Consider the following 26,154-nt stretch of genomic DNA (forward strand, 5'->3'; position numbering starts at 1 on the left):
AAAGCTTGGCACACCACCACGCGACCGTCGCCGCAGCCGCACCTGAGAGACTAGGCCGCATGACCGCTGCACCTTCGATCGACGATCGTCGCTATGTTCTGTCCCTCGGCTGCCCCGACACCACGGGCATCGTCGCACGCATCTCGACCTTTCTCACCGACGTCGGTGGATGGATCGTGGAGGCCGCATACCACGCCGATGCCGACACCGGATGGTTCTTCACGCGTCAGGCGGTCCGTGCGTCGTCTGTGAGCATGAGCATCGACGAGCTTCGTGAACGGTTCAAAGCTGTTGCGGCCGAGATCGGTCCGGAAACCGAGTGGACTCTTCACGACTCCGGCGCACCCAAGAAGATCGTGCTGCTCGTGAGCAAGGAAGGTCACTGCTTGCATGACCTCCTGGGCCGCGCCGCGGGCGGAGAACTTCCGGCAGAGATCAGCGCCGTCATCGGAAATCACGAGGACCTGCGCAGTGTCACCGAGCGCCACGGGATCGACTTCCACCACGTTCCGTTCGCCAAGGACCCGGCCGAACGGGGACCGTCCTTCGAGAAGGTCCGCGCCCTGGTCGACGCCCACAACCCCGACGCCGTGGTTCTTGCACGCTTCATGCAGGTGCTTCCCGAATCACTGTGCGAGCACTGGGCCGGCCGCGCGATCAACATCCACCACAGCTTCTTGCCGTCGTTCATCGGTGCCCGCCCCTATCACCAGGCGTTCGCCCGCGGCGTGAAGTTGATCGGCGCCACCTGCCACTACGTGACCGCCGAACTCGATGCCGGTCCGATCATCGAGCAGGACGTGATCCGCGTCGACCACGCCGACGATGTCGCCGACATGGTCCGCCAGGGTCGAGACATCGAAAAGCTCGTGCTCTCACGCGGACTGCGCTGGCACCTCGAGGATCGGGTTCTGGTCCACGGGCGCAAGACGGTCGTCTTCAGCTAGAGCTGCGTTGCGCTAGAGATTGCGCAGTCGCACGATTTCCTTGTCGAACTCGTCGATGTTCTCGATCGACGACATGTGACCGACGCCCGGCAACACGATCAACCGTTCGAGGTTGCCGGCGTCGTCGAGGACCTGCGCAAGCTTGCGCGCATGGACCGGCGGAGTGAGCCGATCGAGCGAACCGACGAGCACGGTGGTCGGCACTTCGAGATTGTCGAGTCCCTCGTGAATGTCGAGGGTGCTCAGCGCTGCTCCCCAACCGCCACGAATACGCGGCTTGCACTCACGAACGATGTTCTCGCAGAACTGAATCTCGGCCTTGGTCGCGTTCGGTGACATCGAGACGTACTGGATCGCCTTCGTCATGGCGCCCGAGGAGACAAACGGAACGGGCGAACTGAGGATGGCGCGGCCCACGGGGACCGGCACCCGAGGAAAGCGATTGGGCAGTGGGATGACCGTGGTCTCGGCGATCAACCTTTCACTCGCGGTGCTCGCGAGCATGACCGCCGACGCGTACTTCTTGACCTCGTCGGGGTGACGACCAGCCCAGGCGATGATGCTCATCCCGCCCATGCTGTGACCGACGATGACCGCCTTCTTGTCCTCGCGAACCGTGGCTGCCAGCACGGCAGAAAGGTCGTCGGCGAGGACGTCCGGGCCGAGCGGAAGATTACCGACGGTGCTGCGTCCGTGACCGCGCTGATCGTAGGTGATGACGCGATATTCACCGGCAAGCGCATTGACCTGCGGGTACCAGAATTCGGTTGAGCACGTCCAGCCGTGACTGAGAACGATCGGATCGCCGTCGACGGGACCGTAAGCCCGGACATTGATGATCGCACCGTCGTCGGTGGTCAGTTCGCTGATATCAGCTTTGAGCGTCGGAGTCTTCAGGAGTGCGTTGGGCTCGACGTCGCTCGAAAGAGTCAACCCGCGCGTGGATCGCCGATGACGGATCCCAGCGACTGCCGCGACGAGTGCTCCCACTCCGACGGCGCCTGCCAGTACTCGAAGCTCTGTGGTGCGCGAACGACTGGACATACATTTACCCCTGACTGCTGCTGACGACAGACGGATGCAATCTATGTGTGACTGCCGTTAACCGACACTATCACTCGAACAACGCGCGTTGTCAGCGTTGGAGCGAAGAGTGGGGCAACACACGGTGACCTGGAACCGCGTCACCGAATGAGCAGAAACCGCGGCCCCCTACCAGCGGGAACCGCCATGCTGGATATCGTCCACGCGCGGTCGAACGTCGACGAGATATACACACACTGCAACAACCGCGATGATGCCCAGGAGACCGACAGGGGATGTCGCCAGCAGGATCAACGCCGCAACGATCAGAATTCCGAGCCAGATCGGCTTGGTCAATTTGTTGACCGCGGTAAAGGCGTCCGGACGCTGCCTGACGGCATGAACGATCGCGTAGACAGCACCCACCAACGCGAGCACTTTCAGTGCGAGAAAGATCAGACCGACTAGCCCATCGACTTGAGTCACAACTACATCCTAAGTTCTCATCCGGTTCCCGACGAACACGAAGGCTCCCACACTCGGCTGAGCGCGGGAGCCTTCGTCAGGTGGAGCTGGGCAAAATCAGGCCTTCTTGGCCGGAGCAGCCTTCTTGGCCGGAGCCGGCGCGGTGGCCTTGGCCGGAGCAGCCTTTGCCGGAGCAGCCTTGGCCGGAGCAGCCTTCTTGGCGGCGGTGGTCGCGCGCTCCTGGACGTCGGAAGCGGCAGCGGTCACGCGATCGGCAGCTTCCTTGGAAGCCTCGTCTGCCTGGTCACCGAGGTCGAGGACCTTCAGTGCTGCCTCGTCGCCTGCGTCGGCGATCTTCTCGCCGGCGTCAGCGATCTTCTCGCCGACCTCTTCTGCGGTGTCGGAGATGCGTCCGGCAGCGCGGCCGGCCAGCTTGGCAGCCTGCTCGCCCACGGCGCGCGTCTGACGAGCAACGGTTCCGAGTGCGTCTTCGGTCAGCTCGACGGCGTCGCCGAGTGCCGACTCTGCAGCAGCGATGCCCTCTTCGACTGCGGGCTGCTTGCGGATGCGCTCGACTGCGTCTTCGCCGCGCTCTGCGAGGGAGTTGTACAGATCGCCGGCAACCTTGAGGTATGCCTCGGCGACCTTGCGGAGTTCCTCGGGTGCGAACTTCTCTCGCAGCTCGGCGAGCTCTTCGGGCAGCTCGGACGGCAGGCCGGCGAGACGCTCGCGCAGTGCCTCGACGCTCTCGGCAACGTCACCCTGAACGGAAGCGAGCTTCTCGCGGGCACCGTCGACACGGCCGTTGACGTCACCCTGGGTGTTCTCGGCGCGCTCACGAACCTGAGCGACTACATCGGCCACGGCCTGGACAACCAGGTCGCCTGCGCCGACAGCAGCGTAGAGCGAGGTCTTGACGCTGTCGATGGCGTTCTTGTCAGTCATCTTGTTCTCCTAGTGAAGTCTCGGTGTCTGGAATTGCGGCCGATTCAGCGAAATCGGGCGCTGCGGCTGGTCTGGACGACTCGTTCTCGCGACAGAACGAGTCGTAGATTTCGAGCAGTACTTGCTTCTGCCGTTCGTTGATGGCCGTCTCGGCCAACACCGCGTCCCTGATGGGACTGTGCGGGCGTTGTTCGAGATATCCCGCTTGGACGTACAGGACTTCTGATGAGACCCGAAGACCCTTGGCAATTTGCGCCAGTACGTCTGCCGACGGTTTACGCAATCCGCGTTCGATCTGACTCAGATACGGATTGCTGACGCCGGCGAGTTGAGCAAGTTGGCGCATCGAAACTTGGGCGGCTTCCCGCTGTGCACGAATGAACCCCCCGATGTCGTGTGCCGCAGAGCTGACGACGCGAGCTGCCAAGTCGCTTGCTCCGGCTGCGGCACCGGATAATTCACGATCTCCGTCATCGGAGTTCGTCGACTTCGCTGGCATTGCGTCCTCCCTTTCCAGTGGACATTTCCCAGGATAGGAGAGGGTGCTAACTATTGCAAGCACTACTGCTAGCACTCGTGGTGGACGTCACATACCGGACAGCTCAGCCGAAGATGAGCGTCGAAATCGTGTAGATCAGCAGCCCGGCGATCGAGCCGACAACGGTGCCGTTGATACGGATGAACTGAAGATCTCGACCGACCTGCAGCTCGATCTTCTGGCTCGCTTCGTCGGCATCCCACCGCTCGACCGTGTCACTGATGACTCCGGTGATCTCGTCGGTGTAGTTCTCCGCGATGTACTTGGTGCCCTGCACCAGCCAGCCGTCGACCTTCTCACGCATGGATTCGTCGTCTCGCAGCCTGATTCCGAAGCCGGCCACGTTCTCGGCGACCTTGGTCCGCAGGGTGCTGTTCGGATCGTCGACCGACTCCATGATGAGGCGCTTGGCGACCTGCCACGTCGAGGACGCCAGACCCGTCACTTCCTCGCGGCCCATGATCTCCGCCTTGATCCCTTCGGCCTTCTTGATGGTCTCCGGGTCGTTCTGCAGATCATCGGCGAAATCGATCAGGAAGCGGTTGGCAGCGAGACGTACCTCGTGTTCCGGGTTGGAACGGACCTTCCAGGTGAACTCGACGAGTTCCTTGTAGATCTTCTCCCCCAGCATCGCGTCGACGAATTTCGGCGACCACGCCGGCGAATCGCGAACGATCACACGGTCGATCGTCTCCTGGCTGCCGAGTGCCCACTGATGCGCGCGCTCGGCAAGCAATTCGATGATCGGCAGTTGCTTGTTGTCCTTGAGCAACTCCCCGAGCACTCGGCCGATCGGCGGTCCCCACATGGGCTCGGCCAGCCGCTTCACGATCGTGTTGTCGATGATCTGGGCAATGTCCTCGTCGCGAAGAACCTCGACCATCCCGCGCAATACCGTCGACGTCTCGGCGGCGACGCGAGCGGCATTGGCAGGTTCAGCCATCCACGTACCGAGGCGGAGCGGAATCTGCGCCTGCTGCACCTTGGCCGACACAACCTCGGGAGCCAGGAAGTTCTGACCGACGAACGAGCTCAAACTGGCTCCGAGCTGGTCTTTCTTACGCTTGATGATGGCAGTGTGCGGGATGGGAAGCCCCATCGGATGACGGAAGAGCGCGGTGACGGCAAACCAGTCGGCAAGCGCGCCGACCATGCCCGCCTCGGACGCAGCCCGGACGTACCCGACCCACTCTCCGGCGCCGCGGGATTCCTGCCACCGGCAGAAGATGTAGACCACCGTCGCGAAGCCGAGGAGGCCAGTGGCGAAGACTTTCATCTTGCGAAGGTCCCGACGCTTGGCGGCGTCGTCGAAGGCGGAGAGGCTCAGTTGCTGCACCCTCGCCATTGTGCCGAAAGGTGTGACGCGGCGTAGCGCGAGCGACACGATGTCCGATTCGCTAGGACTTAATCCCCCGAACCGCGGATGTGAGTGCCCGAGATAAAGGCACGGACATTAAGCTGGACCAGAAAGTAGACCGATCGGACGTGGCTCGCACCACAGATATGAGATGACTCGTGGCCAAGAATGCCGTGCAGGACAACGAGCAGGTAGACGGCCCAGTCGTTGCTGATGCGAAGCCCGAGAAATCCGACGGTCGCAAGCGTCGGTGGCGCGAACACAAGATCGCTCGCCGCGAGGAACTCGTCGACGGCACCATTGCCGCTATCCGGGCACGCGGCCGTGAGATCGGCATGGACGAGATCGCCTCCGAGATCGGTGTGTCCAAGACCGTGCTCTACCGGTACTTCGCCGACAAGAGCGACCTCACCACCGCCACGATGATGCGGTACGTCGAGACCATCCTGTCGCCGCGCATCTACGAAGCGATCAGCGGCGATCTCGACGATTTCGAACTCACCCAGGCCAGCATCACCGCGTACGTCGAGACGGTGGCGTCCGACCCCGACATCTACCTCTACGTCATGGCCAACGGCGCCGGCGCCAACCGCGACGTCGTTGCCGATTCCGAGCGCATGATCGCCGAATTGCTCTCCACGGTGTTGGGCAATCGTCTTCGCGAGATGGAGATGGATTCCGGCGGTTCCCTGCCGTGGGCGTTCGGGATCGTCGGCGGAATTCAGCTCGCGACGCACTGGTGGATCTCCAACAAGTCGATGTCCGCAGAATCGCTGATCGACTACCTCACCATGATGACGTGGGGCGGCATCACTGGCATTGCTGCGGTCAACGGATCACCGGCCAAGTTCAAGTCGGTTCCGCATCCCCTCGTCAAGCCTGCCGAGGACTGACTCGCCCGAGACCGAACTTTCGAGCCACAGGGGTCGATCCTGTGGCACTCTTTCGGCATGGCACAAGACTCGCTGTGGGAAACACCGGCCGCCAAGACACTGCGGGCGGAGCCCGGGTTCGAACTCGATCAACTCGATCGCAACAGCACTCCGGGATTCACCGGAAACAAAGCTGACGGCGAACGTCTACTCGAGGAGCGCGGCGCGGTCCTGTCCGACCTGCAGGAGTTGCTCTACGCCAACGGCAGGTCCGGGGACAGCCGTTCCATCCTGCTGGTCCTGCAAGGAATGGACACCGCGGGCAAGGGTGGCATGGTCCGACACGTGATCGGTCACGTGGATCCTTCGGGAGTTCAGCACGCGGCCTTCGGCGTCCCGACCGAAGAGGAAAAGCAACATCACTACCTCTGGCGGATCAAGAAGGAACTCCCCCGCGGCGGCTATCTCGGTGTGTTCGATCGCTCCCACTACGAGGACGTCCTGGTCGTGCGTGTCCACGATCTTGTCCCTGAGGATGTCTGGAGCGCGCGCTACGACGAGATCAACCAGTTCGAGAAGGAACTCGTCGACGCCGGAACCACCATCGTGAAGGTGGCGATGTTCGTCTCGCTCGACGAGCAGAAGAAGCGGCTCGAAGAGCGGCTCGACCGCCCGGACAAGTACTGGAAGTACAACCCGGGTGATGTGACCGAACGCGGTTTGTGGCCTGCATATCAACAGGCGTATCAGGCAATGCTCGACAAGACGTCGACCGAGCACGCGCCGTGGTACGTCGTGCCGTGTGATCGGAAGTGGTACAGCCGAATTGCGGTCACGGAGCTACTGATCGACGCTCTGGAAAAGCTCGATCTCGACTGGCCGCCTGCCAACTTCGACATCGAGGCGGAGAAAGCGCGACTGGCACAGTCCTGATCAGAAGCAGTCCTGATCAGAACAGGTGTGGGGATTCGCGGTGCACTTTGTGGTCGTGATGAACGGTGCTGGTGTACAGGGCAACCGCCAGTCCGATGGACGCGACGCCGGCGAGCCCGGCAATCAACGCCCAACCACCGTGCCCTGAACCGGCGGCCACGAGAAAGCTGCCGAGACAGACAACTGTGGCCAGCACCAGGAAATACGACGCCCACGCTGCAAAGAGATTGAGCTTCATCGTTCGCTCCTCCGGTCGGATCTCTTTCGTTTCGACCGTACGCCGGAGCATGACGGTCGACAAGACACTCCTGTCGTGAGGTTTCCCGACGTCTACGCCGGGTAGCCGAATTGCATGGACATCGGAACTCTTTACCGCGGAATCGAATCGGCGCGCGGACTGGACGGTCCGTCCACTGGCATCAGACACAGAATCCTCGAGATCACCGAGCGATCCGACAGATCGCGTACTGTCGCCGCACTTCTGCGCGGCGCCCTCGTCGGGCATCCCATCCATCCCGCCCTCGTGACCATTCCCGCGGGCGCGTGGACGGCTTCGCTGATCTTCGACGTGTCAGGCGATCCGCAGACTGCACGACGGTTGATCGGGCTCGGACTGGTCTCGACGCCGCCGGCTTTGCTGACAGGCTGGCTGGACTGGTCCGAACGTGGCGACGTCGCACGCCGTGTGGGCCTGGTGCACGCCGCATCGAATGCTGTGGGGATCTGGTCTTTTGCCGCGTCGTACAGGCTACGCGGCAAGGATTCACTCGCGCTGGCGCGAGTTCTGTCGGTGCTGGGGCTCACCGCGGTCGGTGTCGGTGGCGCGCTCGGCGGTCACATCGTTTTCAAACTCATGGACGATCCTGCCGTCGAGGCTGCAGCGACTCCGGTTCTCGATCCCATCCTGGACGTGGTCAACTGAGCTGATCGGACCTCAATACTATTCAGACGTAAGCACTTCCGGAGTAGCTCCGTAGTTCTCGCGCGGTCTCGTCCGAATCCGCCAGTGGCCTGTTCATGACCCAGTGCGGGCTGCGCGTGCCCAGTGTCGCGGCAAAGTCGGCGACGGCGTCCGGGGTCGGCACTGCGTGTTCGCCCAGATATCCGAGAACGATGAGGTCCTCCCCTGAACGAGTCTCCACGGCCAGGGCCCAACCGCACGTCTCCTCCCACAGCAACGCCACCTCACGCCCAGGGAAACGCGGCACAGTTCGATCCAACGCGATGTAGGCCTCCAGAGGATGCTCGCGCCTGCAACACCATTGCTCTATGCCGGCCCCCACGCCGACCGCCACCCGTTGTACGTACCGCTCGAACCCGAGTCCGACGGTTGCGTCGACCAGCATTTGTTCTGTCATCGAACCTCACTCCTCGCCATCGTGTTTGGAATGTGCCCAGCGCTGACCGCGCCGAAACCCGGTTCAGATCACGGACTCCGGGTATCCCCAGACGAACCGATCAAGTGGAGAGGGGACCCGATGAAGTACTCGCCCGCTATGGCTCCCGGACGAATGCTGAAGATCTCCATGGTGTCGGTGAACGCCGATCCACTCGCACCGGTGGGCTGCTCGGCAGCCGGTGCACAGAACCTGCACGTCGACGAACTGTCCGCGGCCCTGGTTCGCGCCGGACACGATGTCACCGTCTTCACCAGGCGGGCACACGTCGGTGGACCGGACCGCGTTCGCGCCCGCGCCGGGTACTCCGTCGACTATCTCGAAGCCGGCCCGACACACGCTCTCCCGGACGCCGAAATACTCCCCCACCTGGGCACCTTTGCCAGCATTCTGCGCGCTCAGTGGAGTACCGACCGACCCGATGTGGTGCACTCGCACTTCTGGATGTCTGGTGTGGCAACGGAACTCGCGACCCGCTCACTCGGCATCCCCGTACTCCAGACATTCCATTCCCTGGGATCTGCGGCGCACCGACACCTCGGAGCAGCCGACGACAGCCCATCGGAGCGGACTCACCTGGAACCATTGATCGCCAGGGGCGCAACCCATGTCATCGCGACAAGTTCGGACGAAATCTTCGATCTGGTTCGGCAGGGATCACCACGATCACGGACCACGATGGTGCCCTCGGGCGTCGATACCGAAGCGTTCACCCCGGAGGGACCCGCCGCGAAGAAGACCGCGCCGCACCGATTGATCTGCGTCGGAAGGCTGGTGGAGCAGAAGGGCTTCGATGTTGCCGTCGCCGCGCTGGCTTCACTGCCGGACACGGAGTTGGTGGTGATCGGCGGGCCACCCGTCGCGCAACTGAGCACCGACGAGGTTGCGATCCGCTTGGTCAAGCTCGCCGAGCGGCTCGGCGTCGCAGATCGAGTCCAATTGTTGGGACGCGTTCCGCACCGCCAACTACCGAAACTGATGCGGTCGGCCGACGCCCTCGTATGCACCCCCAGATACGAACCTTTCGGAATCGCGGCGCTGGAAGCGATGGCATGCGGAGTTCCTGTAGTCGCGACTCCTGTTGGCGGACTGCGGGATACGGTAATCGACGGACTCACGGGGCGTCGGGTGCCGGTGAACAGCCCCGTGGAAACCGCGCGCGCGGTCCGGCATCTTCTGGACGACGAAGACGAGGGCGCGGCGTTTGCACGGCAGAGTCGGGCCCGAGCGTGCGAATCGTATTCATGGGATCACGTCGCCACCGAGGTGGTCCGAACCTACGGCCGCTGCGTCACAGCACCGCCGAGAGCCCGCCAACACAAGGGCACTCACCGAAGTGAAGTGCACTGACGCTGACGGGCTCTACGAAGCTGATTTCTCAGAACTGGGGTGACTCGAAACTATCGGCGAAAGGGCGGTATCAAGCCGGGAAACGTCGGGTCTCTTCGAGTCCGATTGCATGATCCAGCGACTCGTAGCAGGCAAACATCGACTCCTGACCAGCTGCTTTGAGTAGCCTCTGAACCGGGCGGGCGCAGACGAGCGCGAGTGTGCCGCCCACGTCGCGTGATCGCGTCGACAGGACCGACAACACGGACAAGCCGCACGTCCCCATGAATTCGAGTTCGGAGAGATCGACAACCAGCGTCCGGTCCGCGGCAACGTGGTACGTCAAGAAGTCACGAAAAGCATTGGCGCTCATCAGGTCGATCTCGCCACGAACGTGGATCACAGCGGTATGTGCACTGATGCGGTGCGCGTGAAACGATGCGGTCGCTGTCCCGGTCGCGGGAGGTCCGTAATCTACCGATCCCTTCGCCGCGTTCGTAAAGCCTGAAATAGATGATCCTGGAACAACAGTCATGGTTCTCCCATCCCGCAACGGTTTACACTCTGCAAAAGAGAAGGGACCTCCGAAGGAGCCGCACGATGAACGGGTCTCCAGAATTACGGATAAATCCCTCATCGGCTGTGTGCTCAACCTCGGTTTGAAACAGTACGCCAGCATGACCGGCGTCACAAGTGCGTTGCGACCATTCGTTTCGGTGTTCCGAACAAAAATGTGGTTTGGCCTGCGGTTCCGCGAGGTAATCCGATGTTGCGATCGCCAACGGTCGTGAGCAGAATCGTGTCGTTTACCCCGGCACCACCATCGACCAAATTTCGTGTTCGGGGGTCACTGTGAAGGTCGAGATGGGTATCGTTCTCGGCACCAGACTTCACCGCGACCCCTGGTACGACGATCCGGAGAACTTATGGCACACCTCAGCGCACTCGAGCCCGATCAGGATCAGACTCAGCCAGTTGTGGAGTTGAGGATTCAAGCGACTCTCGATCAGCTGTCGATTTTGCGTGCACTGGCCGCCACTGTTGCCATTCAGGAAAACTTCGACCTCGACGCCATCGCCGACATCAAACTGGCCATGGACGAAATCTGTACGCATCTGATTGTTCGTGCTGCGCCTGATTCGGTTCTGGTGTGTCGGTTCGTGTTCACTCCCCCGCAACTGCACGTATCCGTATCGACGACAACCACGGAGTACGAGGACAGCACTCAGCGATCGTTCGGGTGGCACATCCTCACCGAACTCACCGATTCGATTTCGCTCGACCAGGAAGAGAACCTCGGCGGCGTCGGCTACATCACGACCATGAAGTTCACCAAGGCCCTCAGCGGGCGCCTGTGACCGCTTCCGCAGACGGCCCGTCACGCCCGCGCCGGCGGTCCACCGACGAATATCGGGACGTCATACCCGTTTTCGAGGAAATGCGGACCCTCGAGCCCCACAGTCCGGAGTACGAACGAGTGCGCACCGCACTGATCACCAGGTGCCTACCGTTGGCCGAACACATCGCCAGACGATTCGACGGGCGCGGCGAGGCACACGACGATCTGGTTCAGGTGGCGCGCCTCGGTCTGGTCAACGCCGTCGACCGTTTCGATTCCACGCGCGGATCCGATTTCGTCTCGTTCGCGGTTCCCACCGTGATGGGCGAAGTTCGACGGCACTTCCGCGACACCGGTTGGGCATTGCGGGTTCCACGCCGGATGAAGGAGTTGCACTTCCAACTCGGGCAAGCCATCAGCGAGCTGTCACAACAACTCGGGCACGCGCCGACCGTCGACGAGTTGGCCGAGACGTTGGGGATCGAACGTGAAGAAGTTGCCCAGGCGTTGATCGCCGGCAACGCGTACCAGACCGTCTCGGTCGATGGTGCCGCGTCCAATCACACCGACGATCTTCCGCTCGTGGAAACACTCGGTGACTACGACGCCGCACTCGAGAACGTCGAGAATCACGAGGCATTACGTCCACTTCTCGACAAGCTTCCCGAGCGAGAGAGGACGGTGTTGATGCTCAGATTCTTCGGAAACCTGACGCAGACACAGATCGCCGAGAAGGTCGGTGTGTCCCAGATGCACGTGTCGAGATTGCTCGCGAAGACCTTGAGTAATCTTCGCGAGCAACTCGACTGAGCTCCGCGAGCAACTCGACTGAGCGGGACCGAGCGGGTCAGATTGTTGCGGTGTCGATCACGAATCGGTATCGAACGTCGCTCTTGATCACGCGCTCGTAAGCGTCGTTGATGTCGCTCGCCGGAATCAGTTCGATTTCTGCGCCGATGCCGTGCTCGGCGCAGAAGTCGAGCATCTCCTGTGTCTGCGGGATGCCGCCCACCATGGAGCCGGCGAGGCTACGACGGTTTGCGGCGAGCGAGAATGCTCGAACTTCGATCGGCTTCTCCGGCAGGCCCAGTTCGACGAGAGTGCCGTTGATGGCGAGCAAGGACATGTAGGCGTCGATATCGAGATTGACCGAGACCGTGTTGAGGATCAGGTCGAACTCGCCGCGAAGAGCCTTGAACGTCTCACGGTCATTGGTCGCGTAGTAGTGATCGGCACCGAGACGAAGGCCGTCTTCCTTCTTGCCGAGCGTCTGGCTCAGGACGGTAACTTCCGCGCCGAGCGCCTTGGCGATCTTCACACCGACGTGACCGAGGCCGCCGAACCCGATGATGGCGACCTTCTTGCCGGGGCCGGCATTCCAGTGCCGCAGCGGTGAGTACAAGGTGATGCCGGCGCACAGCAGCGGCGCGGCAACGTCGAGTTCGATGCCCTCGGGGATCGAGAGAACAAAATGCTCGGTGACGACGATGTGCGTCGAGTAGCCACCCTGAGTGCGCTCGCCGTCGCGTCCGGTGGCGTTGTATGTACCGGTCACACCCTTGCGGCAGTACTGCTCTTCGCCGGCCAGGCAGGCGTCGCACTCTCCGCAGGAGTCGACGAAGCAGCCGACGCCCACGCGGTCGCCGACTTTGTGCTTGGTGACGTCCGAACCCACGGCGGCGACGACACCGGCGATTTCGTGTCCGGGGACGATCGGGTACTTGGCTCCGCCCCACTCGTTGCGAGCGGTGTGGATGTCGGAGTGGCAGATGCCGGCAAATTTGATGTCGATGAGAATGTCCAGTGGACCGAGCTCGCGGCGTTCGACGGTGGTCTTCTCGAGCGGACCGTCAGCGGACGTCGCGGCGTAAGCAGCAGCAGTAACCATGCACACATGCCTACCCGTGCATGGAGGGACCTGCAAATCGCAGGCCCCTCCATGACGTTTTCTTGACGTGACTTACCCGGCGTCGCGCTCCGCTTGTTCGGCGCGACGACGCAGGCGCCTCGCGGCCGCAACCATGTTCCGCAGCGAAGGCTCGAGCTGCCATGGATGGCGGGTCTTGAGGCCACCGTCCGGGTTGGCCCACAAACGATCGAGAGAGATCGATTCGCTTGCCTCGGTGAGCAATTCGTCGAGCTCGTCGATGTCGGGAATCCGAGCCGAACGAGATTCGTACACACCGGGGCCGACGCCGTGCGTGAGCGCGCCTTCCTTGAGTGCTTCGAGAACCCACGTGATGGAGCGGGTCGCGACGATAGCCGTCACATCGGCGTCCAACCGTTCGATGGCGTCGACCACCGACGACCGAGCGGAGTACGTCAGATGTGTGTGGATCTGTGTTTCCGGCTTCGCTCCACCTGTTGCCAGACGGAACGCGTCGACGGCCCACTCCAGGTAGGCCTCCCGGCCGTCCTCACGCAGTGGCAGCAGTTCACGAATTGCCGGCTCGTCCACCTGGATGATGGCGATTCCGGCAGCTTCGAGATCCGCGATTTCGTCTCGAATGACAAGTGCCAGTTGCTCTGCCGTTTCGTAGAGCGGCTGATCCTGACGAACGAACGAACGGGCGATCATGGTGACCGGACCCGTCAGCATGCCCTTGACCGGCTTGTCGGTCAGCGACTGCGCGTACGCAATCCATTCGACCGTCATCGGCTTCGGACGTGCGATGTCGCCGTAGAGAATCGGCGGACGCGTACAACGAGATCCGTAGGCCTGAACCCAACCGTTGTGCGTGAAGGCATAGCCCTCGAGCAGTTCGGCGAAGTACTGGACCATGTCGTTGCGCTCGTGCTCGCCGTGCACGAAGACATCGAGACCGATGTCCTCTTGCAGACGGATTGTGCGCTCGATCTCTTCCTGGATGCGCTTGTAGTAGTCGTCCCACTCCAAACGCCCCTGGCCGAGTTCGTAACGAGCCTGGCGAATCGCGTCGGTCTGCGGGAACGAACCCAATGTCTGGGCCGGAACCAAGGGCAGGTTCAACCGTTCCTGCTGAGCTTTACGACGCTCCTCGTACGGTGCACGCACACGATCTTCGGGCTTGATCGCGTTGACCCGAGCACGGACAGCGTGCTTGAGCTTGAAGTGCACCTTCGTCGGACGCTTACGCCACTTGTCCGAAGGACCTTCGGTGAGTGCCTTCGCCAGGGAGACGACCTCGCCGACCTTCTGCTTCGCAAAAGCCAGACGGTCTGCGACGTCCCCTGGAATGTCGTACTCGGAGAGCACGTCGTACGGCACGTGCAGCAGCGACGACGACGTGGAGACGACGAGGTCGGGCACAACGTCCTTGAGTTCGTTCAGGTACGTCAAGGTGTTGAACCGGTCGACGCGCCAGACGTTGCGACCGTCGACGACGCCCGCGTAGATGCGCTTGCGCTTGATGTTCGGCACCGCGGCCAGTTCCTCGGCCGTGATCTTGCCGTGCACCAAGTCCAGACCGAAGGCTTCGATCTTGGTGGGCGCCAAGATGTTGAGGGCTTCGCCGAACTTGCCGTACGGACCGGTCACCAATAGACGCGGGCGGAGCGGAGCCGTCGACAGCTTCTCGTACGCACGTCCAAGAGCGGCTAGCTCCTCGGGGGTGCGGTCCTCGGTCACCGAAGGCTCGTCCAACTGAACACAGGTGGCGCCGGCCTTGGCGAGCTGCTCGAAGAGCTTCTCGTACTCGGGCAGGAGCGCGTCCAACAAGTCGAGCGGGGTGAAGTTCGGATCGGACTTCTCGGTGGCAGGTCCGACCTTCGATAGCAGAAGCAGCGAGACGGGCCCCATGATGACGGGGCGCAATTCGATGCCGCGCGCCTTAGCGCGTTCGAACTCGTCGAGAAGTGCCTCCGAGTTGAGCGAGAACACCGTGTTCGCGTCGATCTCGGGCTGACGGTAGTAGTAGTTCGTGCCGAAGAAGCGCACCAGCTCGAGAGGCGGGAAGTCCGGGCGACCGCGGGCCATCGTGAAGTAGAAATCGAGCGGATCGAGGGCGCCCTCGAGCGGCTTGAACCGCTCCGGCACTGCGCCGAAGAGCAGCGCATTGTCGAGGACGTGATCGTAGAAGGAGAAGGTGTTGCCCGGAACCTGGCTCAGTCCCGTCGCAGCCAGTTCACTCCAGGTCGATTCCTGGAGTTCCTTGGCGACCGCGAGAAGTGCGTCCTTGTCCGAAGTGCCGTGCCAGTAGGACTCGAGGGCGCGCTTGAGCTCACGGCGCGGCCCGATGCGCGGATACCCCAGGACGCTGGAGCCGAATGCTGCAGTGCTGCTGGACATGCGGTCGACCTTTCTAACCGAGGGGCGCGAGCGCCCTGTGCGCGTTTATGGAGTCTCTACACTCCACAAACGCGCACAGGGGCTTTGGGCCTTAGCTTGCCTGCTTGGTGGAGCGACCGTTGTCGGCGTATTCGTAGAAGCCCGCGCCGGACTTCTTGCCGGTCAATCCGGCTTCGACCATACGCAGGAGCAGCGGCGGAGCGGAGTACAGCGGCTCCTTGAACTCTTCGTACATGGAGTCGGCGATGGACTTGACGGTGTCGAGTCCGACCAGGTCCGTCAGAGCCAGCGGACCCATGGGGTGCGCGAGGCCGAGAACCGTTGCCTTGTCGATGTCTTCCTTCGTAGCGAAGCCAGACTCGACCATGCGGATCGCCGAGAGCAGGTACGGCACCAGGAGTGCGTTGACGACGAAGCCGGAGCGGTCGGCACTGCGGACGACCTGCTTGCCGAGGATGTCGCTGGCAAAAGCCTCGGCGCGCTGCGAGACGGAGGCACTGGTCTTGAGCGTCGTCACCAATTCGACGAGCGGCAGAACCGGAACCGGGTTGAAGAAGTGCATACCGATGACTCGCTCGGGACGCTTGGTCGAGATGCCGAGCTTCATGATCGGGATCGACGACGTGTTGGATGCGAGAACCGCATCCGGGTCCGTCACGACCGCGTCGAGCTCGGCGAAGATTTCGCTCTTGATCTTCTCGTCTTCGACGACGGCCTCCACGACGAGCTGGCGGTCCGCGAAATCTCCCAGATCGGAGGTGAAACGCAGACGCCATGCGGCCTGCTCACGCTCACGTTCTGTGATCTTTCCGCTGCTCACACCGCGGTCGAGCGAACGCAGGATGCGTGAACGCCCGGCTGCTGCAAGCTCGCGAGTCTGCTCGAAGACCAGAACATCGACATGTGCGCGGGCGCACACCTCGGCGATTCCGGCACCCATGATTCCGGCGCCGATAACGCCGACGCGCTGAATTTTTTCGCTGGTCACGTCAGCTCCTTGTTTGTCTCGTGGAGTTTGTCTGGTGAAGGTGTTGTAAAAGAAGCACTTCGAACGGCGTCGACGCTGGTGGCCGACGCAATCGGAACTGCCTTGAAGACGAGAGAAAGTAGTGCGGTGATACAAGCAGGGGAGAGACCCGAAGCCGAGCCTCTCCCCCACCCGAAGTCAGTTCTTAGTGGAACTGGCCCTCTTCGGTGGAGCCCTTGAGAGCTGCCGTCGAGGTGTTGGGGTCAACGGTGGTGGCGATGGTGTCGAAGTAGCCGGCGCCAACCTCACGCTGGTGCTTGATGGCGGTGAAGCCACGCTCTTCGGCAGCCTTGAACTCGCGCTCCTGCAGGTCGACGAATGCCGTCATGCCTTCGCGGGCGTAGCCGTAGGCCAGGTCGAACATGCCGTAGTTGAGCGAGTGGAAGCCGGCCAGCGTGATGAACTGGAACTTGAAGCCCATCGCGCCGAGCTCCTTCTGGAACTTCGCGATGGTCGCGTCGTCCAGGTGCGCCTTCCAGTTGAAGGAAGGGGAGCAGTTGTAGGCCAGGAGCTGGTCCGGGAATTCGCTGCGAACGGACTCGGCGAACTTCTTTGCAACCTCGAGATCCGGCACGCCGGTCTCCATCCAGATGAGGTCTGCGTACGGTGCGTAAGCCTTGGCGCGAGCGATGCAGGGCTCGATGCCGTTCTTGACGCCGTAGAAGCCTTCAGCCGTGCGGGTTCCGTCGAGGAACGGGCGGTCACGCTCGTCCACGTCGGAGGTGATGAGGGTTGCAGCCTCAGCGTCGGTGCGGGCGATGATGACGGACGGAACGTCCGCAACGTCGGAAGCCAGGCGAGCCGAGGTCAGGGTGCGGATGTGCTGCTGCGTGGGGATGAGCACCTTGCCGCCGAGGTGGCCGCACTTCTTCTCCGAAGCGAGCTGATCCTCCCAGTGGACACCGGCAGCGCCGGCGCCGATCATGGCCTTCTGCAGCTCGTAAGCGTTGAGAGCGCCACCGAAGCCGGCTTCGGCGTCGGCAACGATCGGAGCGAGCCAGTTGCTGACGGAGGTGTCACCCTCGGTCTTGGCGATCTCGTCGGCGCGCAGCAGTGCGTTGTTGATGCGACGAACGACGGTCGGAACCGAGTTGGCCGGGTAGAGGCTCTGGTCCGGGTACGTGTGGCCCGAGAGGTTAGCGTCGCCGGCAACCTGCCAACCGGAGAGGTAGATGGCCTTCAGGCCGGCGCGAACCTGCTGCACAGCCATGTTGCCGGTAAGTGCACCGAGGGAGTTGATGTAGTCCTCGTTGTTCACGAGATCCCACAGGATCTCGGATCCGCGACGAGCGAGGGTCTGCTCCTCGACGACGGTGCCCTGGAGCTTGACGACCTGATCGGCCGTGTAGTTACGAGTAACGCCCTTCCAGCGAGGGTTGGTGTCCCAATCCTGCTGGAGCTCAGCTGCGGTCTTCGGGGTGCCGGTGGTCGACATCAAGACTCCATCTCTTTGATCTGCTGGTCCGGCCTGTTGTGAGCAGTACGTGCGTACTACTTCACATACTTGCCAGGCCCTTCTTGTGTACTTACCGAGAATGGCACATCGAAAAAGTGCCGTCTACCTGTTGCTAATGCCAATCTTCGCTACCTTTTCAACACACTTTGCTAAGTCTGTGAAGATTCCTACACGGCTGGTACTACCCAATCGGACAGGTTCCGTACTGGCGAGTAGCAAAGAAACCGCAGGCTGTGAACGAAATGCACTCAACTCCGCCGCTTGCGAATTCCGGCAGTTCGCGCGGCACTCGGAACAGGCCCATCCGCTACTTCGGAGCCAACTTCACGACTCGCAAGTGACCGCAATCACTTCGTGGCAACAGGCTTCGCTCGGGCAATTCCAGGGATCTACCCGCCAGAAAGCCACAGACAACCCATTCGCCGGCCATATGCTGTCGAACCATGACTTGTCGTTCGACGCCCCCGACCGGGCGATAAAGCGGTGCCGGACAACTATCAGCGGCCACCGAACAACCAGGCATGGTCGCAATCCGGTCCACAGCCGCCGCAGTTGGGCTACCGGGCCGCGCCGCAGTCGTATCCCCCGCCCCAGGGATTCCCGCCTGCACCGCCACGTGGAAATCCGCCGCCGCGTCGGCCCGGCTGGGTGATTCCGGTATCCGTAATCGGAGTCATCACTGTGTTGGCTCTCTTCGGCGGGCTTGCCTGGGTCCTCTGGCCGAAGGACGTCCCAAACTCAGCCGCCGGTGGCGCGGCCCAGACCACCATCACCGCCGCGAACACACCCGGCACCACGACAACCGCTCCCAGCACGACATCCCCGACGACCACACGCGCCGCGAACTTCCCGGCCGGTGCGTCCGCCTGCCCCGGCGGGCAGCCGGCCGGAAGTTACAAGGAGTCCGCGACAAGTGGGGGCAAAACTTCGTGCGAGTTTGCCGAGGCAGTTCGGATCGCCTACGGAAACTCCGGTGCCGCCGGTGCCTCCAGCACCGTGTCCGCACGTAGTCCGGTGACCGGCAAGGAGTACACGATGGCATGCAAGGTGACCTCCGGCATCGTCACCTGTACCGGCGGAGACAACGCGGTTGTGTACTTGCGCTGACGGGCGCAATTGCGGCATCGGCAACCCGGTGCGTGTCGTTCCAGTGTCGCACTTACGGATCCTCCGATAGCGTGACCGCATGCCTCTGTACGAGTTTCGCTGTACCGGCTGCGGCCCGCTCGAGCGGTCGTTCGCGATGGCCGAAGTGCCCCAGTCGATCAGCTGTCCCCAGTGCAGTCTCGAGTCGAAGCGTGTTGTCTCGTCTCCCCGTTTGAGTCACAGCTCGTCAACTGCGATGGGTCTACTGGACAGCACTGCCCGATCAGCTCACGAGCCTGCCGTGGTCAGTGGGTCACTACCCGGCCGTGGCCGACAATCTACCCCGACGACGTCCAATCCGTTGCACCGCAAGCTACCTCGCCCCTGACCGTCCTCACCGCGCGTCCTGGCCGTGAGTCCCGATCCGACCCGAAAGTCCTGCCGCCACGAGTTTTCCGTTTCTTCGAGAATGAGGAGTGCATATGCCTGAACTGCTGTTTCCACTCGATTCCGCCAAGAAATTCACCGACCAGGCGATCGTCGGCCACAATCGGTGGCACCCGGACATCCCGGCGGCGGTGACGGTGAAACCCGGTGATGCGTTTCGTGTCCATTGCCGCGAATGGTTCGACGGCGCAATACACAACGACGACTCGGCCGACGACATTCTCAATGCACCACTGACCACGGTCCACACGCTGTCCGGCCCCTTTTCCGTCGAAGGCGCGAAGCCCGGCGACCTCCTGATCGTCGACATCTTGGATATCGGGCCTATCCCCCAAGAAGATTCGGGTCCGTTGGCCGGCCAAGGCTGGGGGTACACGGGCATCTTCCCTCGGAACAACGGCGGCGGCTTCCTCACCGAACAGTTCCCCGACGCGTACAAAGCCGTCTGGGATTTCTCCGGCCAAACGGCGACGTCGCGTCACATTCCGCACGTCTCGTTCACGGGCATCGTCCACCCGGGACTCATGGGCACGGCTCCGTCGGCAGCCTTGCTCGCCAAGTGGAATGCCCGCGAGGGCGCCCTCATTGCCACCGATCCCAATCGGGTTCCCCCGCTTGCACTTCCGCCCGAGCCCCGCGATGCAGTACTGGGAACCTTGACCGGTGACGAGTACACACGCGTAGCCGGCGAGGCGGCTCGCACCGCTCCCCCGCGTGAGAACGGCGGAAACCAGGACATCAAGAACCTCACCAAGGGCAGCCGAATCTTCTATCCGGTGTTCGTGGACGGTGCGAATCTGTCGGTCGGCGATCTTCACTTCTCCCAGGGCGACGGTGAGATCACTTTCTGCGGTGCCATCGAGATGGGCGGCTTCATCGATCTTCGTGTGGACATCATCAAGGGCGGAATGGATACCTACGGCGTTTCCGAGAACGCCATCTTCATGCCGGGCAACACGGATCCGCAGTATTCCGAGTGGCTTGCGTTCTCGGGCACTTCCGTCACGTTGGACGGCGAACAGAAGTACCTGGATTCACATCTGTCCTACCAGCGTGCGTGCCTGCATGCGATCGAGTACCTGACCAAGTTCGGGTACGCGCCGGAGCAGGCGTACCTGCTGCTGGGTGCGGCACCGATCGAGGGCCGCCTGTCTGGCGTCGTGGATATCCCCAACTCGTGTTCGACGGTGTATCTCCCGACTGCGATCTTCGACTTCCCCCTCGCACCCTCGTCGAGCGGACCGTTCCAGATCGATCCCGGAATCGGCGCTCCGCGTTCGGAGAACAGGGTCTAGGCCTCCGGCCCCGTGAGTGGTTGAGGAGTGCCAGGACTCCTTTAACCACTCACAGGGGGTACCGGTGCGAATTCTGCAAACCCACCTTTGCGAAGCCGGACTGTCACTCGTATCCTGGGAAAATGTCGAAAACCTTTGTCGGTGTCCGGCTCCGCCAACTGCGGACCGAGCGCGGGTTGAGTCAGGCTTCGCTGGCCAAGACGCTGGAGATCTCGGCAAGCTATCTCAATCAGATCGAGCACGACGTCCGGCCACTCACCGTGCCGGTCCTCCTGCGAATCAGTGAAGTCTTCGGCGTCGACACCACCTTCTTCTCCCCACAGGACGACACGCGCCTGATCGCGGAAATGCGTGAAGTTGCCCTCGATCAGGAGATGGGCATCGACGCCGACGCCCACGAAATCGCGGAGATGGTCTCCACACACCCGGGCCTGGCAAAGGCGATGGTCAACATGCATCGCCGCTTCCGCAACACGACGGCGCAGCTCGCCGCAGCGACGGAAGACCGCTTCTCGGACGGCAGCGGCAGCGGTTCGATCACCATGCCGCACGAGGAAGTGCGCGACTACTTCTATCAGCGGCAGAACTACATTCACGATCTCGACACCGCGGCCGAAGAACTGACTGCCCGGATGCGCTTTCATCGCGGCGACGTCGCCGGCGAGATCGCCAGGCGCCTGGAAACCGTCCACGGCGTGCAGATCGTTCGACGAGTCGACCTGGGCGAGAACATACTTCATCGTTACGACCCGGATACCAGGGTCCTGGAAATCTCCGCACGGCTCTCCGGCGGGCAACAGGTCTTCAAGTTCGCGACAGAACTCGCGTACCTCGAGCACGGCGATCTGCTCGACTCGTTGGTGGCCGAAGGCAACTTCACCAGCGAAGCGTCGGTCTCTTTGGCGCGACTTGGATTGGCCAACTACTTCGCGGCGGCCACCGTGCTCCCCTACAGCCAGTTCCACGACGTCGCCGAGGACTTCCGGTACGACATCGAGCGCATGTCCGCCTTCTATTCCGCGAGCTACGAGACGATCTGCCACCGCCTCTCGACTCTGCAGCGCCCCAAACTTCGCGGGGTTCCGTTCATGTTCGTCCGTGTCGACCGTGCCGGAAACATGTCGAAGCGTCAGTCCGCCACCGGATTCCACTTCTCCACCAGCGGCGGTACGTGCCCGCTGTGGAACGTCTACGAGACGTTCTCGTATCCGGGCAAGATCATGCCCCAGATCGCACAGATGCCCGACGGCCGCCGATACCTCTGGGTTGCTCGCACGGTCGAACGTCGAGCGGCTCGATACGGACAGCCCGCAAAGATCTTCGCCATCGGATTGGGATGCGAGATTCGACACGCCCACCGACTCGTCTACAGCGACGGTCTGGATCTGGACGAGTCGAATCCGGGAACGCCGATCGGCTCGGGCTGCCGCGTCTGCGAACGCCTCAACTGTCCGCAGCGTGCCTTCCCGCCCTTGGGTAAAGACCTCGACATCAGCGAGCACCGGAGTTCGATTTCGCCTTACGTGATTCGCTGACCGCGCTAACGCACGTAGTTGCGTAGGAACGCGACTGTGCGATCGAATGCGATCATCCCGTCCACGGTATCGAGGTCGAACTGATATTCGTGGTCCAGCGCAGGCTCGTGATCGTCGGGGTAGAACAGTGCGTCTACTTCGACGCCCAGATCGGCGAGCCGTTCTGCCATGGGTTTCGACTGGCTGGCGGTCAGTGGGTCGACATTTCCGCCGGTGATGAACGTCGCTGGAAAGTCCGAGGTCACATGGCCCAGTGTCGACATCTGACCCACTGCAGTCGACCCGTCGAAGTCCCTCGTTCCGAGATACCCCCACAGCGACTGCTTGTCGACGCCCCAACCGAAGTACTTCCCCTGCGACAGCAGGGGTTTCAGATCGAAGACCCCACAGTCGAGGACAACTCCGCGTATCTGCTCGGGACGTAATGCCGGTTCCACACCCATTTCCGACGCGTAGTCAGGGCTGGTCATGACCGTCGCCAACTGACTGGACAACTGCGCGCCTGCCGAATCTCCCGCAAGAAAGAGATTGTTCGAATCGACATGCAACCTGTCCGCATTGCTCACGATAAATCGATACGCGTCGGTCAGTTGATTCACTGCGGTGGGGTAATACGCATCTGGTCCCAGTGAGTAGTCCACCGAAATCACAGTGAAGCCTTGATTTGCCAACAGTTTGTAGTAACCGTCGGCATCAGTTCTCGATCCTGATATCCAGCCACCGCCGTGCACCCAGACCACCGTGGGTAGCGCCGAAGTGGACTCCGACGGGTAGTAAACGTCCAGTTGTGCATCGTCGTCGCCGTCGCGGTACGACTGATCGAGAATCGAGACGATTCCTGACGGTGCATGCCTGTCGAGTTGTGCGTGAGTCGCTTCGGAGCCACCCGCTGACATCCACCGTACGAGGAGAACTCCTGGCCACGGACTGACGATTGCCGCGGTTACCCCGGACAGCAGAATGACGACGAATACCGCCGCGATTCCGACAATGCGCCTTCGCCGTCTGTCGGGGGAAGACGCGCGCACAACAACTCCTGGGGTCGGATCAGATTCACCCAGGCTAGACCAAAAGGACTAGTCGAGAATTCCCCGGCAACACACCCGCGGCGCTTTGTCTGAAATGCCCATTTCTTCAGCGTCTCAGCATCATCCGACAACTAGCGGGTGTGTGCGTCGAGAAACTGAACCGTGCGATCGAGGGCAGTGAGACCGTCGGCATTGTCCAGATCGAACTGATACTCGTGACCGAGCGCCGGAACGTGATCGGCCGGATAGAACAGTGTGTCGACCGCAACTCCCAACCCCGTCAATTTGTCAGCCAACGGTTTCGACTGAGAATCTGTCAAAGGATCCGCGTTGCCGCCGCTGATGTAGGCAGGCGGAAATTGAGCGCTGACGTAGTTCAAGGTCGACATCTGATCCGCTGCGTCGGTACTCATGAAGTCACGCACGCCGGTATACGCCCAGAGGGACCGATCAACCCCCCAACCGATGATGCCGGGTCCGCCGACCATGTTCCCGACGTCGTAGATTCCACAGTTCAGGATTACTCCACGTAACTGATCCGGCCGCAGCGACGGGACCACGCCCACACGGTTCGCATACGCGGGATCAGTGATGAGAGTGGCGAGCTGACTCGAGAGTTGCGCTCCCGCAGAATCACCGGCGAGAACGACCGTCGTCGGATCAACATGCAGCCGTTCCGCATTCGCGACGACGTACGCGTGAGCGTCGTTGAGCTGCCGCACCGCTGTCGGATAGTGGTGCTCAGGTCCGAGTGAGTAGTCCAGGGACACAACGGTGTAGCCACGAGAGGCCAGCAACTCGTAGTACGGCGCGTAGTTGGACTTGCTTCCCGAGATCCAGGCACCGCCATGAGTCCAGATCACCGTAGGCAATGCGGTCGTCGTCGCTGCGGGAAAGTAGACATCCAGGTATGCGTCGTCGTCTTCGGCGCGGTACTGCTGGTCCTTGATCGAGTCGACGCCTTCGGGCGCGTGCTTCTCGAGCGCCTCGGTGACTTTCACGGCATCACGATCGAAGACCCATCGCACGGTGAGTGCGCCAGGTCTCGGGCTCAGAACGAAGGCCAGAACCACGGCTCCGACCAGAACGAACACAATTGCCAGAGCCCACAGCAAGCGCCTGCGCCACCGATGCGGTGAAGGGTTCGTCATCGGGTTTCCTTCACTCTCGGCAAAATGTCCGGATCAGCGTAACGCGACGCCGGTACTGTCAGGCGCGATCAGCCGAGTTCAGCGATCCGCCTCTGCGCGAGTGCCTTGACTTCGCCCTTGGCTACTTTGCCGCCTGCCGCCATCGGCAATTCGGCGACCGTCATCACGTACTCGGGTATGTACTCGCGGGTCACTCCTCGGCTCTGCAGCCAGGCGGTCAGGTCCACCGAACTCAGATCGTCATCGGCGGACACGACGACCGCACAGACCTTCTCACCGAACAGCGGATCGTCGACTCCGACCACGGCGACCAGTTCCACCGAAGGATGCGCGCGCACGTACTCCTCGACCTCGACCGCGGAAATGTTCTTGCCGCCTCGAATGATGATGTCGGCTTTGCGCCCGACCACACGCACCCGCCCGGTCTCGTCGATCTCGACGATGTCGCCGAGAAGCATCCAACCGTCGTCGGTGTACAACTCGTCGTTTGCATCGACGTCGCCCCAATAACCCTGGCACATCAGCGGGCCGTTGACCGCAGGCTGACCGCGACGGACGGAGCCGGTCACTTCCTTTGCCGCATCGTCGAATACACGAACTTGCATGCGATCGATGACGTGGCCGCACGTCTTCAGTCGGGTATCGGAACCGTCCGAAACCGTCGTCACCGAGACGGCGCCGGTTTCGTTTGATCCGTAGAACTGCAGGACAGCCGCTCCGGTACGTTGTTCGAAGGCCAGTGCCTCCGAATACGGCACGGCTTCACCACCGGTGAACATGAAACGAAGTGACGAGAGATCGGCCGATTCCGCGGCCTCCGAACGCAACAGCATCTTGAATTGTGTACTCACACAATTCAAAGCAGTCACCCGTTCGCGCTCGATCAACTCGATCATCACCGAAACGTCGAAGCGTTCCATGACGACATTGCGAGCACCGAGTAGCGCCGGCAGGAAATGCGAAGTCCAGAGGCCGAATCCGAAAGGTGCCGGAACCGCGCCGAGGAACACCTCATCCGGACCGATCGCCGCCGCCTCGGCGGCAATCTCGGAGAAACCAACCCAACGATCCTCGGTTTGTGTGACCAGTTTGGGTAGGCCCGTTGTGCCGGACGTCGAGTTCAGCATCGAAACGGCTGACGTGACAAAACACGGACTGGTTGCGGGGAACTGCTTTAGCTCGACCGGCAACGAGGTGAGTTCGCCGTTTGCACTCACGCGTTCGAAACTCACGTCGGCGCGTTCGTCGGCGAAGACGACGTCCAGTCCGGGATGCTCTGCCCGCAGACTCGCCACGAGTTCGGCGGTATCGACGCCGCGCAGCGTGCGAGTGGTGACGAGTACGGAGGCTTCCGAGCGGGCGATCAGATGAGAGATCTCGCGAATGCCCGAGCGCGAACCGATTCCGACCGCGACGCGGCCGGTACGAAATGCTGCGCAGAGAGCCGCATGAAAGACAGCGGTGTCGGGGAGCAACACGGCTACATGTCCGTATCCCTCACCAGCTAGATCCAGCGCCGACGCGATCGCATCGGCAGCCGCGTCGTACTGTTTCCACGACACCCTCGATTCCGGAGTGACAAAGGCGGTTTCGTCCGGGATGGTCTCAGACCAATGCCTGACCATTTCGCTGATGCTGACGCCGGCGAACCGGTCCGGATTCGTGGCGAATTCACCGACGGTGAAGTCGAGTGTCTTCGTTTCAAGCATGATCGTCG

Annotated in this window: 26 protein-coding genes; 11 read left to right on the forward strand and 15 right to left on the reverse strand. The window is 62.0% G+C overall.

What is annotated here, in order from left to right; all coding sequences use genetic code 11:
• The first annotated feature begins 59 nt into the window (after window positions 1-59).
• Window positions 60-947 carry a formyltetrahydrofolate deformylase gene (purU, locus tag H7C86_RS15260; RefSeq protein WP_003941509.1) on the forward strand — a complete coding sequence of 296 codons (888 nt, stop codon included), beginning with the start codon at window positions 60-62 and terminating at the stop codon, window positions 945-947.
• A 12-nt stretch (window positions 948-959) separates the two neighbouring features.
• Here the strand turns inward: purU and H7C86_RS15265 are convergent, their stop codons facing one another.
• From H7C86_RS15265 to H7C86_RS15285, 5 genes are all read right to left on the reverse strand, one after another.
• Window positions 960-1,991 (reverse strand): alpha/beta fold hydrolase, encoded by a 1,032-nt coding sequence (locus H7C86_RS15265; protein ID WP_021333908.1) that lies wholly within the window; start codon window positions 1,989-1,991, stop codon window positions 960-962.
• A 168-nt stretch (window positions 1,992-2,159) separates the two neighbouring features.
• Window positions 2,160-2,456 (reverse strand): DUF2516 family protein, encoded by a 297-nt coding sequence (locus H7C86_RS15270; RefSeq protein ID WP_003941505.1) that lies wholly within the window; start codon window positions 2,454-2,456, stop codon window positions 2,160-2,162.
• A gap of 96 nt (window positions 2,457-2,552) precedes the next feature.
• On the reverse strand, window positions 2,553-3,380 hold the full coding sequence (locus H7C86_RS15275; RefSeq protein ID WP_182261775.1) for a heparin-binding hemagglutinin: 828 nt from the start codon (window positions 3,378-3,380) through the stop codon (window positions 2,553-2,555).
• Window positions 3,373-3,879: a helix-turn-helix domain-containing protein gene (locus H7C86_RS15280; protein WP_019744418.1), complete on the reverse strand. Its 507-nt coding sequence runs from the start codon at window positions 3,877-3,879 to the stop codon at window positions 3,373-3,375. The genes H7C86_RS15275 and H7C86_RS15280 overlap by 8 nt, the downstream gene beginning before the upstream one ends.
• 103 nt (window positions 3,880-3,982) lie before the next feature.
• On the reverse strand, window positions 3,983-5,263 hold the full coding sequence (locus H7C86_RS15285; RefSeq protein WP_046378191.1) for a DUF445 domain-containing protein: 1,281 nt from the start codon (window positions 5,261-5,263) through the stop codon (window positions 3,983-3,985).
• Window positions 5,264-5,433: 170 nt separating this feature from the next.
• On the opposite strand from H7C86_RS15285, the gene H7C86_RS15290 reads away from it, so the two are divergent.
• Window positions 5,434-6,168, forward strand: coding sequence for a TetR/AcrR family transcriptional regulator (locus H7C86_RS15290; protein ID WP_003941527.1), 735 nt, complete (start codon window positions 5,434-5,436; stop codon window positions 6,166-6,168).
• Between the two features lie 57 nt (window positions 6,169-6,225).
• Window positions 6,226-7,080, forward strand: coding sequence for a polyphosphate kinase 2 family protein (locus H7C86_RS15295; protein ID WP_019744420.1), 855 nt, complete (start codon window positions 6,226-6,228; stop codon window positions 7,078-7,080).
• Between the two features lie 16 nt (window positions 7,081-7,096).
• Here the strand turns inward: H7C86_RS15295 and H7C86_RS15300 are convergent, their stop codons facing one another.
• Window positions 7,097-7,318: a hypothetical protein gene (locus H7C86_RS15300; RefSeq protein WP_020968904.1), complete on the reverse strand. Its 222-nt coding sequence runs from the start codon at window positions 7,316-7,318 to the stop codon at window positions 7,097-7,099.
• A gap of 114 nt (window positions 7,319-7,432) precedes the next feature.
• Between H7C86_RS15300 and H7C86_RS15305 the strand changes: the two genes are divergently transcribed.
• Complete coding sequence (locus H7C86_RS15305; protein ID WP_084325131.1) at window positions 7,433-8,002, forward strand: DUF2231 domain-containing protein; 570 nt, start codon at window positions 7,433-7,435, stop codon at window positions 8,000-8,002.
• A gap of 22 nt (window positions 8,003-8,024) precedes the next feature.
• Here the strand turns inward: H7C86_RS15305 and H7C86_RS15310 are convergent, their stop codons facing one another.
• A complete protein-coding gene (locus tag H7C86_RS15310) occupies window positions 8,025-8,438 on the reverse strand; it encodes a DUF6292 family protein (protein WP_182261776.1) in 414 nt (137 codons plus the stop codon).
• Between the two features lie 120 nt (window positions 8,439-8,558).
• Here H7C86_RS15310 and H7C86_RS15315 point away from each other — a divergent pair, with 120 nt between their 5' ends.
• The gene (locus tag H7C86_RS15315; RefSeq protein ID WP_020906742.1) at window positions 8,559-9,827 is read left to right on the forward strand and encodes a glycosyltransferase; all 1,269 of its coding nucleotides are present in this window, start codon (window positions 8,559-8,561) and stop codon (window positions 9,825-9,827) included.
• A gap of 70 nt (window positions 9,828-9,897) precedes the next feature.
• On the opposite strand, the gene H7C86_RS15320 is transcribed toward H7C86_RS15315, so the two are convergent.
• Window positions 9,898-10,341 carry an STAS domain-containing protein gene (locus H7C86_RS15320; protein ID WP_020968900.1) on the reverse strand — a complete coding sequence of 148 codons (444 nt, stop codon included), beginning with the start codon at window positions 10,339-10,341 and terminating at the stop codon, window positions 9,898-9,900.
• Between the two features lie 391 nt (window positions 10,342-10,732).
• On the opposite strand from H7C86_RS15320, the gene H7C86_RS15325 reads away from it, so the two are divergent.
• A complete protein-coding gene (locus tag H7C86_RS15325) occupies window positions 10,733-11,164 on the forward strand; it encodes an anti-sigma factor (RefSeq protein ID WP_020968899.1) in 432 nt (143 codons plus the stop codon).
• Window positions 11,161-11,955 (forward strand): RNA polymerase sigma factor SigF, encoded by a 795-nt coding sequence (locus tag H7C86_RS15330; protein ID WP_020906739.1) that lies wholly within the window; start codon window positions 11,161-11,163, stop codon window positions 11,953-11,955. Before H7C86_RS15325 ends, H7C86_RS15330 begins: the two co-directional genes overlap by 4 nt.
• A 37-nt stretch (window positions 11,956-11,992) precedes the next feature.
• Here the strand turns inward: H7C86_RS15330 and H7C86_RS15335 are convergent, their stop codons facing one another.
• The 4 genes from H7C86_RS15335 to aceA all read right to left on the reverse strand — a co-directional run bounded on the left by H7C86_RS15335 (window position 11,993) and on the right by aceA (window position 17,874).
• Entirely contained in the window at window positions 11,993-13,033 is a 1,041-nt protein-coding gene (locus H7C86_RS15335) for an NAD(P)-dependent alcohol dehydrogenase (RefSeq protein WP_019744429.1), read from the reverse strand.
• 72 nt (window positions 13,034-13,105) lie between these two features.
• Window positions 13,106-15,412, reverse strand: coding sequence for a 5-methyltetrahydropteroyltriglutamate--homocysteine S-methyltransferase (gene metE, locus H7C86_RS15340; protein WP_019744430.1), 2,307 nt, complete (start codon window positions 15,410-15,412; stop codon window positions 13,106-13,108).
• A 91-nt stretch (window positions 15,413-15,503) separates the two neighbouring features.
• The gene (locus H7C86_RS15345) at window positions 15,504-16,400 is read right to left on the reverse strand and encodes a 3-hydroxybutyryl-CoA dehydrogenase (protein WP_003941541.1); all 897 of its coding nucleotides are present in this window, start codon (window positions 16,398-16,400) and stop codon (window positions 15,504-15,506) included.
• 184 nt (window positions 16,401-16,584) lie between these two features.
• On the reverse strand, window positions 16,585-17,874 hold the full coding sequence (aceA, locus tag H7C86_RS15350) for an isocitrate lyase (RefSeq protein WP_003941533.1): 1,290 nt from the start codon (window positions 17,872-17,874) through the stop codon (window positions 16,585-16,587).
• A gap of 504 nt (window positions 17,875-18,378) precedes the next feature.
• On the opposite strand from aceA, the gene H7C86_RS15355 reads away from it, so the two are divergent.
• The 4 genes from H7C86_RS15355 to ramB all read left to right on the forward strand — a co-directional run bounded on the left by H7C86_RS15355 (window position 18,379) and on the right by ramB (window position 22,258).
• Window positions 18,379-19,002 (forward strand): serine/threonine protein kinase, encoded by a 624-nt coding sequence (locus H7C86_RS15355; RefSeq protein WP_223257988.1) that lies wholly within the window; start codon window positions 18,379-18,381, stop codon window positions 19,000-19,002.
• A 79-nt stretch (window positions 19,003-19,081) separates the two neighbouring features.
• Entirely contained in the window at window positions 19,082-19,369 is a 288-nt protein-coding gene (locus H7C86_RS15360; protein WP_182261777.1) for an FmdB family zinc ribbon protein, read from the forward strand.
• Window positions 19,370-19,463: 94 nt separating this feature from the next.
• Window positions 19,464-20,723: a formamidase gene (gene fmdA, locus H7C86_RS15365; protein ID WP_019744435.1), complete on the forward strand. Its 1,260-nt coding sequence runs from the start codon at window positions 19,464-19,466 to the stop codon at window positions 20,721-20,723.
• A gap of 122 nt (window positions 20,724-20,845) precedes the next feature.
• On the forward strand, window positions 20,846-22,258 hold the full coding sequence (ramB, locus tag H7C86_RS15370) for an acetate metabolism transcriptional regulator RamB (protein ID WP_019744436.1): 1,413 nt from the start codon (window positions 20,846-20,848) through the stop codon (window positions 22,256-22,258).
• 5 nt (window positions 22,259-22,263) lie between these two features.
• Here the strand turns inward: ramB and H7C86_RS15375 are convergent, their stop codons facing one another.
• The 3 genes from H7C86_RS15375 to H7C86_RS15385 all read right to left on the reverse strand — a co-directional run bounded on the left by H7C86_RS15375 (window position 22,264) and on the right by H7C86_RS15385 (window position 26,146).
• On the reverse strand, window positions 22,264-23,286 hold the full coding sequence (locus H7C86_RS15375) for an alpha/beta hydrolase (RefSeq protein ID WP_142006143.1): 1,023 nt from the start codon (window positions 23,284-23,286) through the stop codon (window positions 22,264-22,266).
• A 131-nt stretch (window positions 23,287-23,417) separates the two neighbouring features.
• The gene (locus H7C86_RS15380; protein ID WP_030535527.1) at window positions 23,418-24,437 is read right to left on the reverse strand and encodes an alpha/beta hydrolase; all 1,020 of its coding nucleotides are present in this window, start codon (window positions 24,435-24,437) and stop codon (window positions 23,418-23,420) included.
• A gap of 68 nt (window positions 24,438-24,505) precedes the next feature.
• Window positions 24,506-26,146 (reverse strand): class I adenylate-forming enzyme family protein, encoded by a 1,641-nt coding sequence (locus H7C86_RS15385; RefSeq protein ID WP_020906734.1) that lies wholly within the window; start codon window positions 26,144-26,146, stop codon window positions 24,506-24,508.
• Window positions 26,147-26,154: the final 8 nt, after the last annotated feature.

The sequence above is a fragment of the Rhodococcus sp. UFZ-B548 genome (assembly GCF_903819475.1).
Lineage (GTDB): Bacteria > Actinomycetota > Actinomycetes > Mycobacteriales > Mycobacteriaceae > Rhodococcus_F > Rhodococcus_F erythropolis.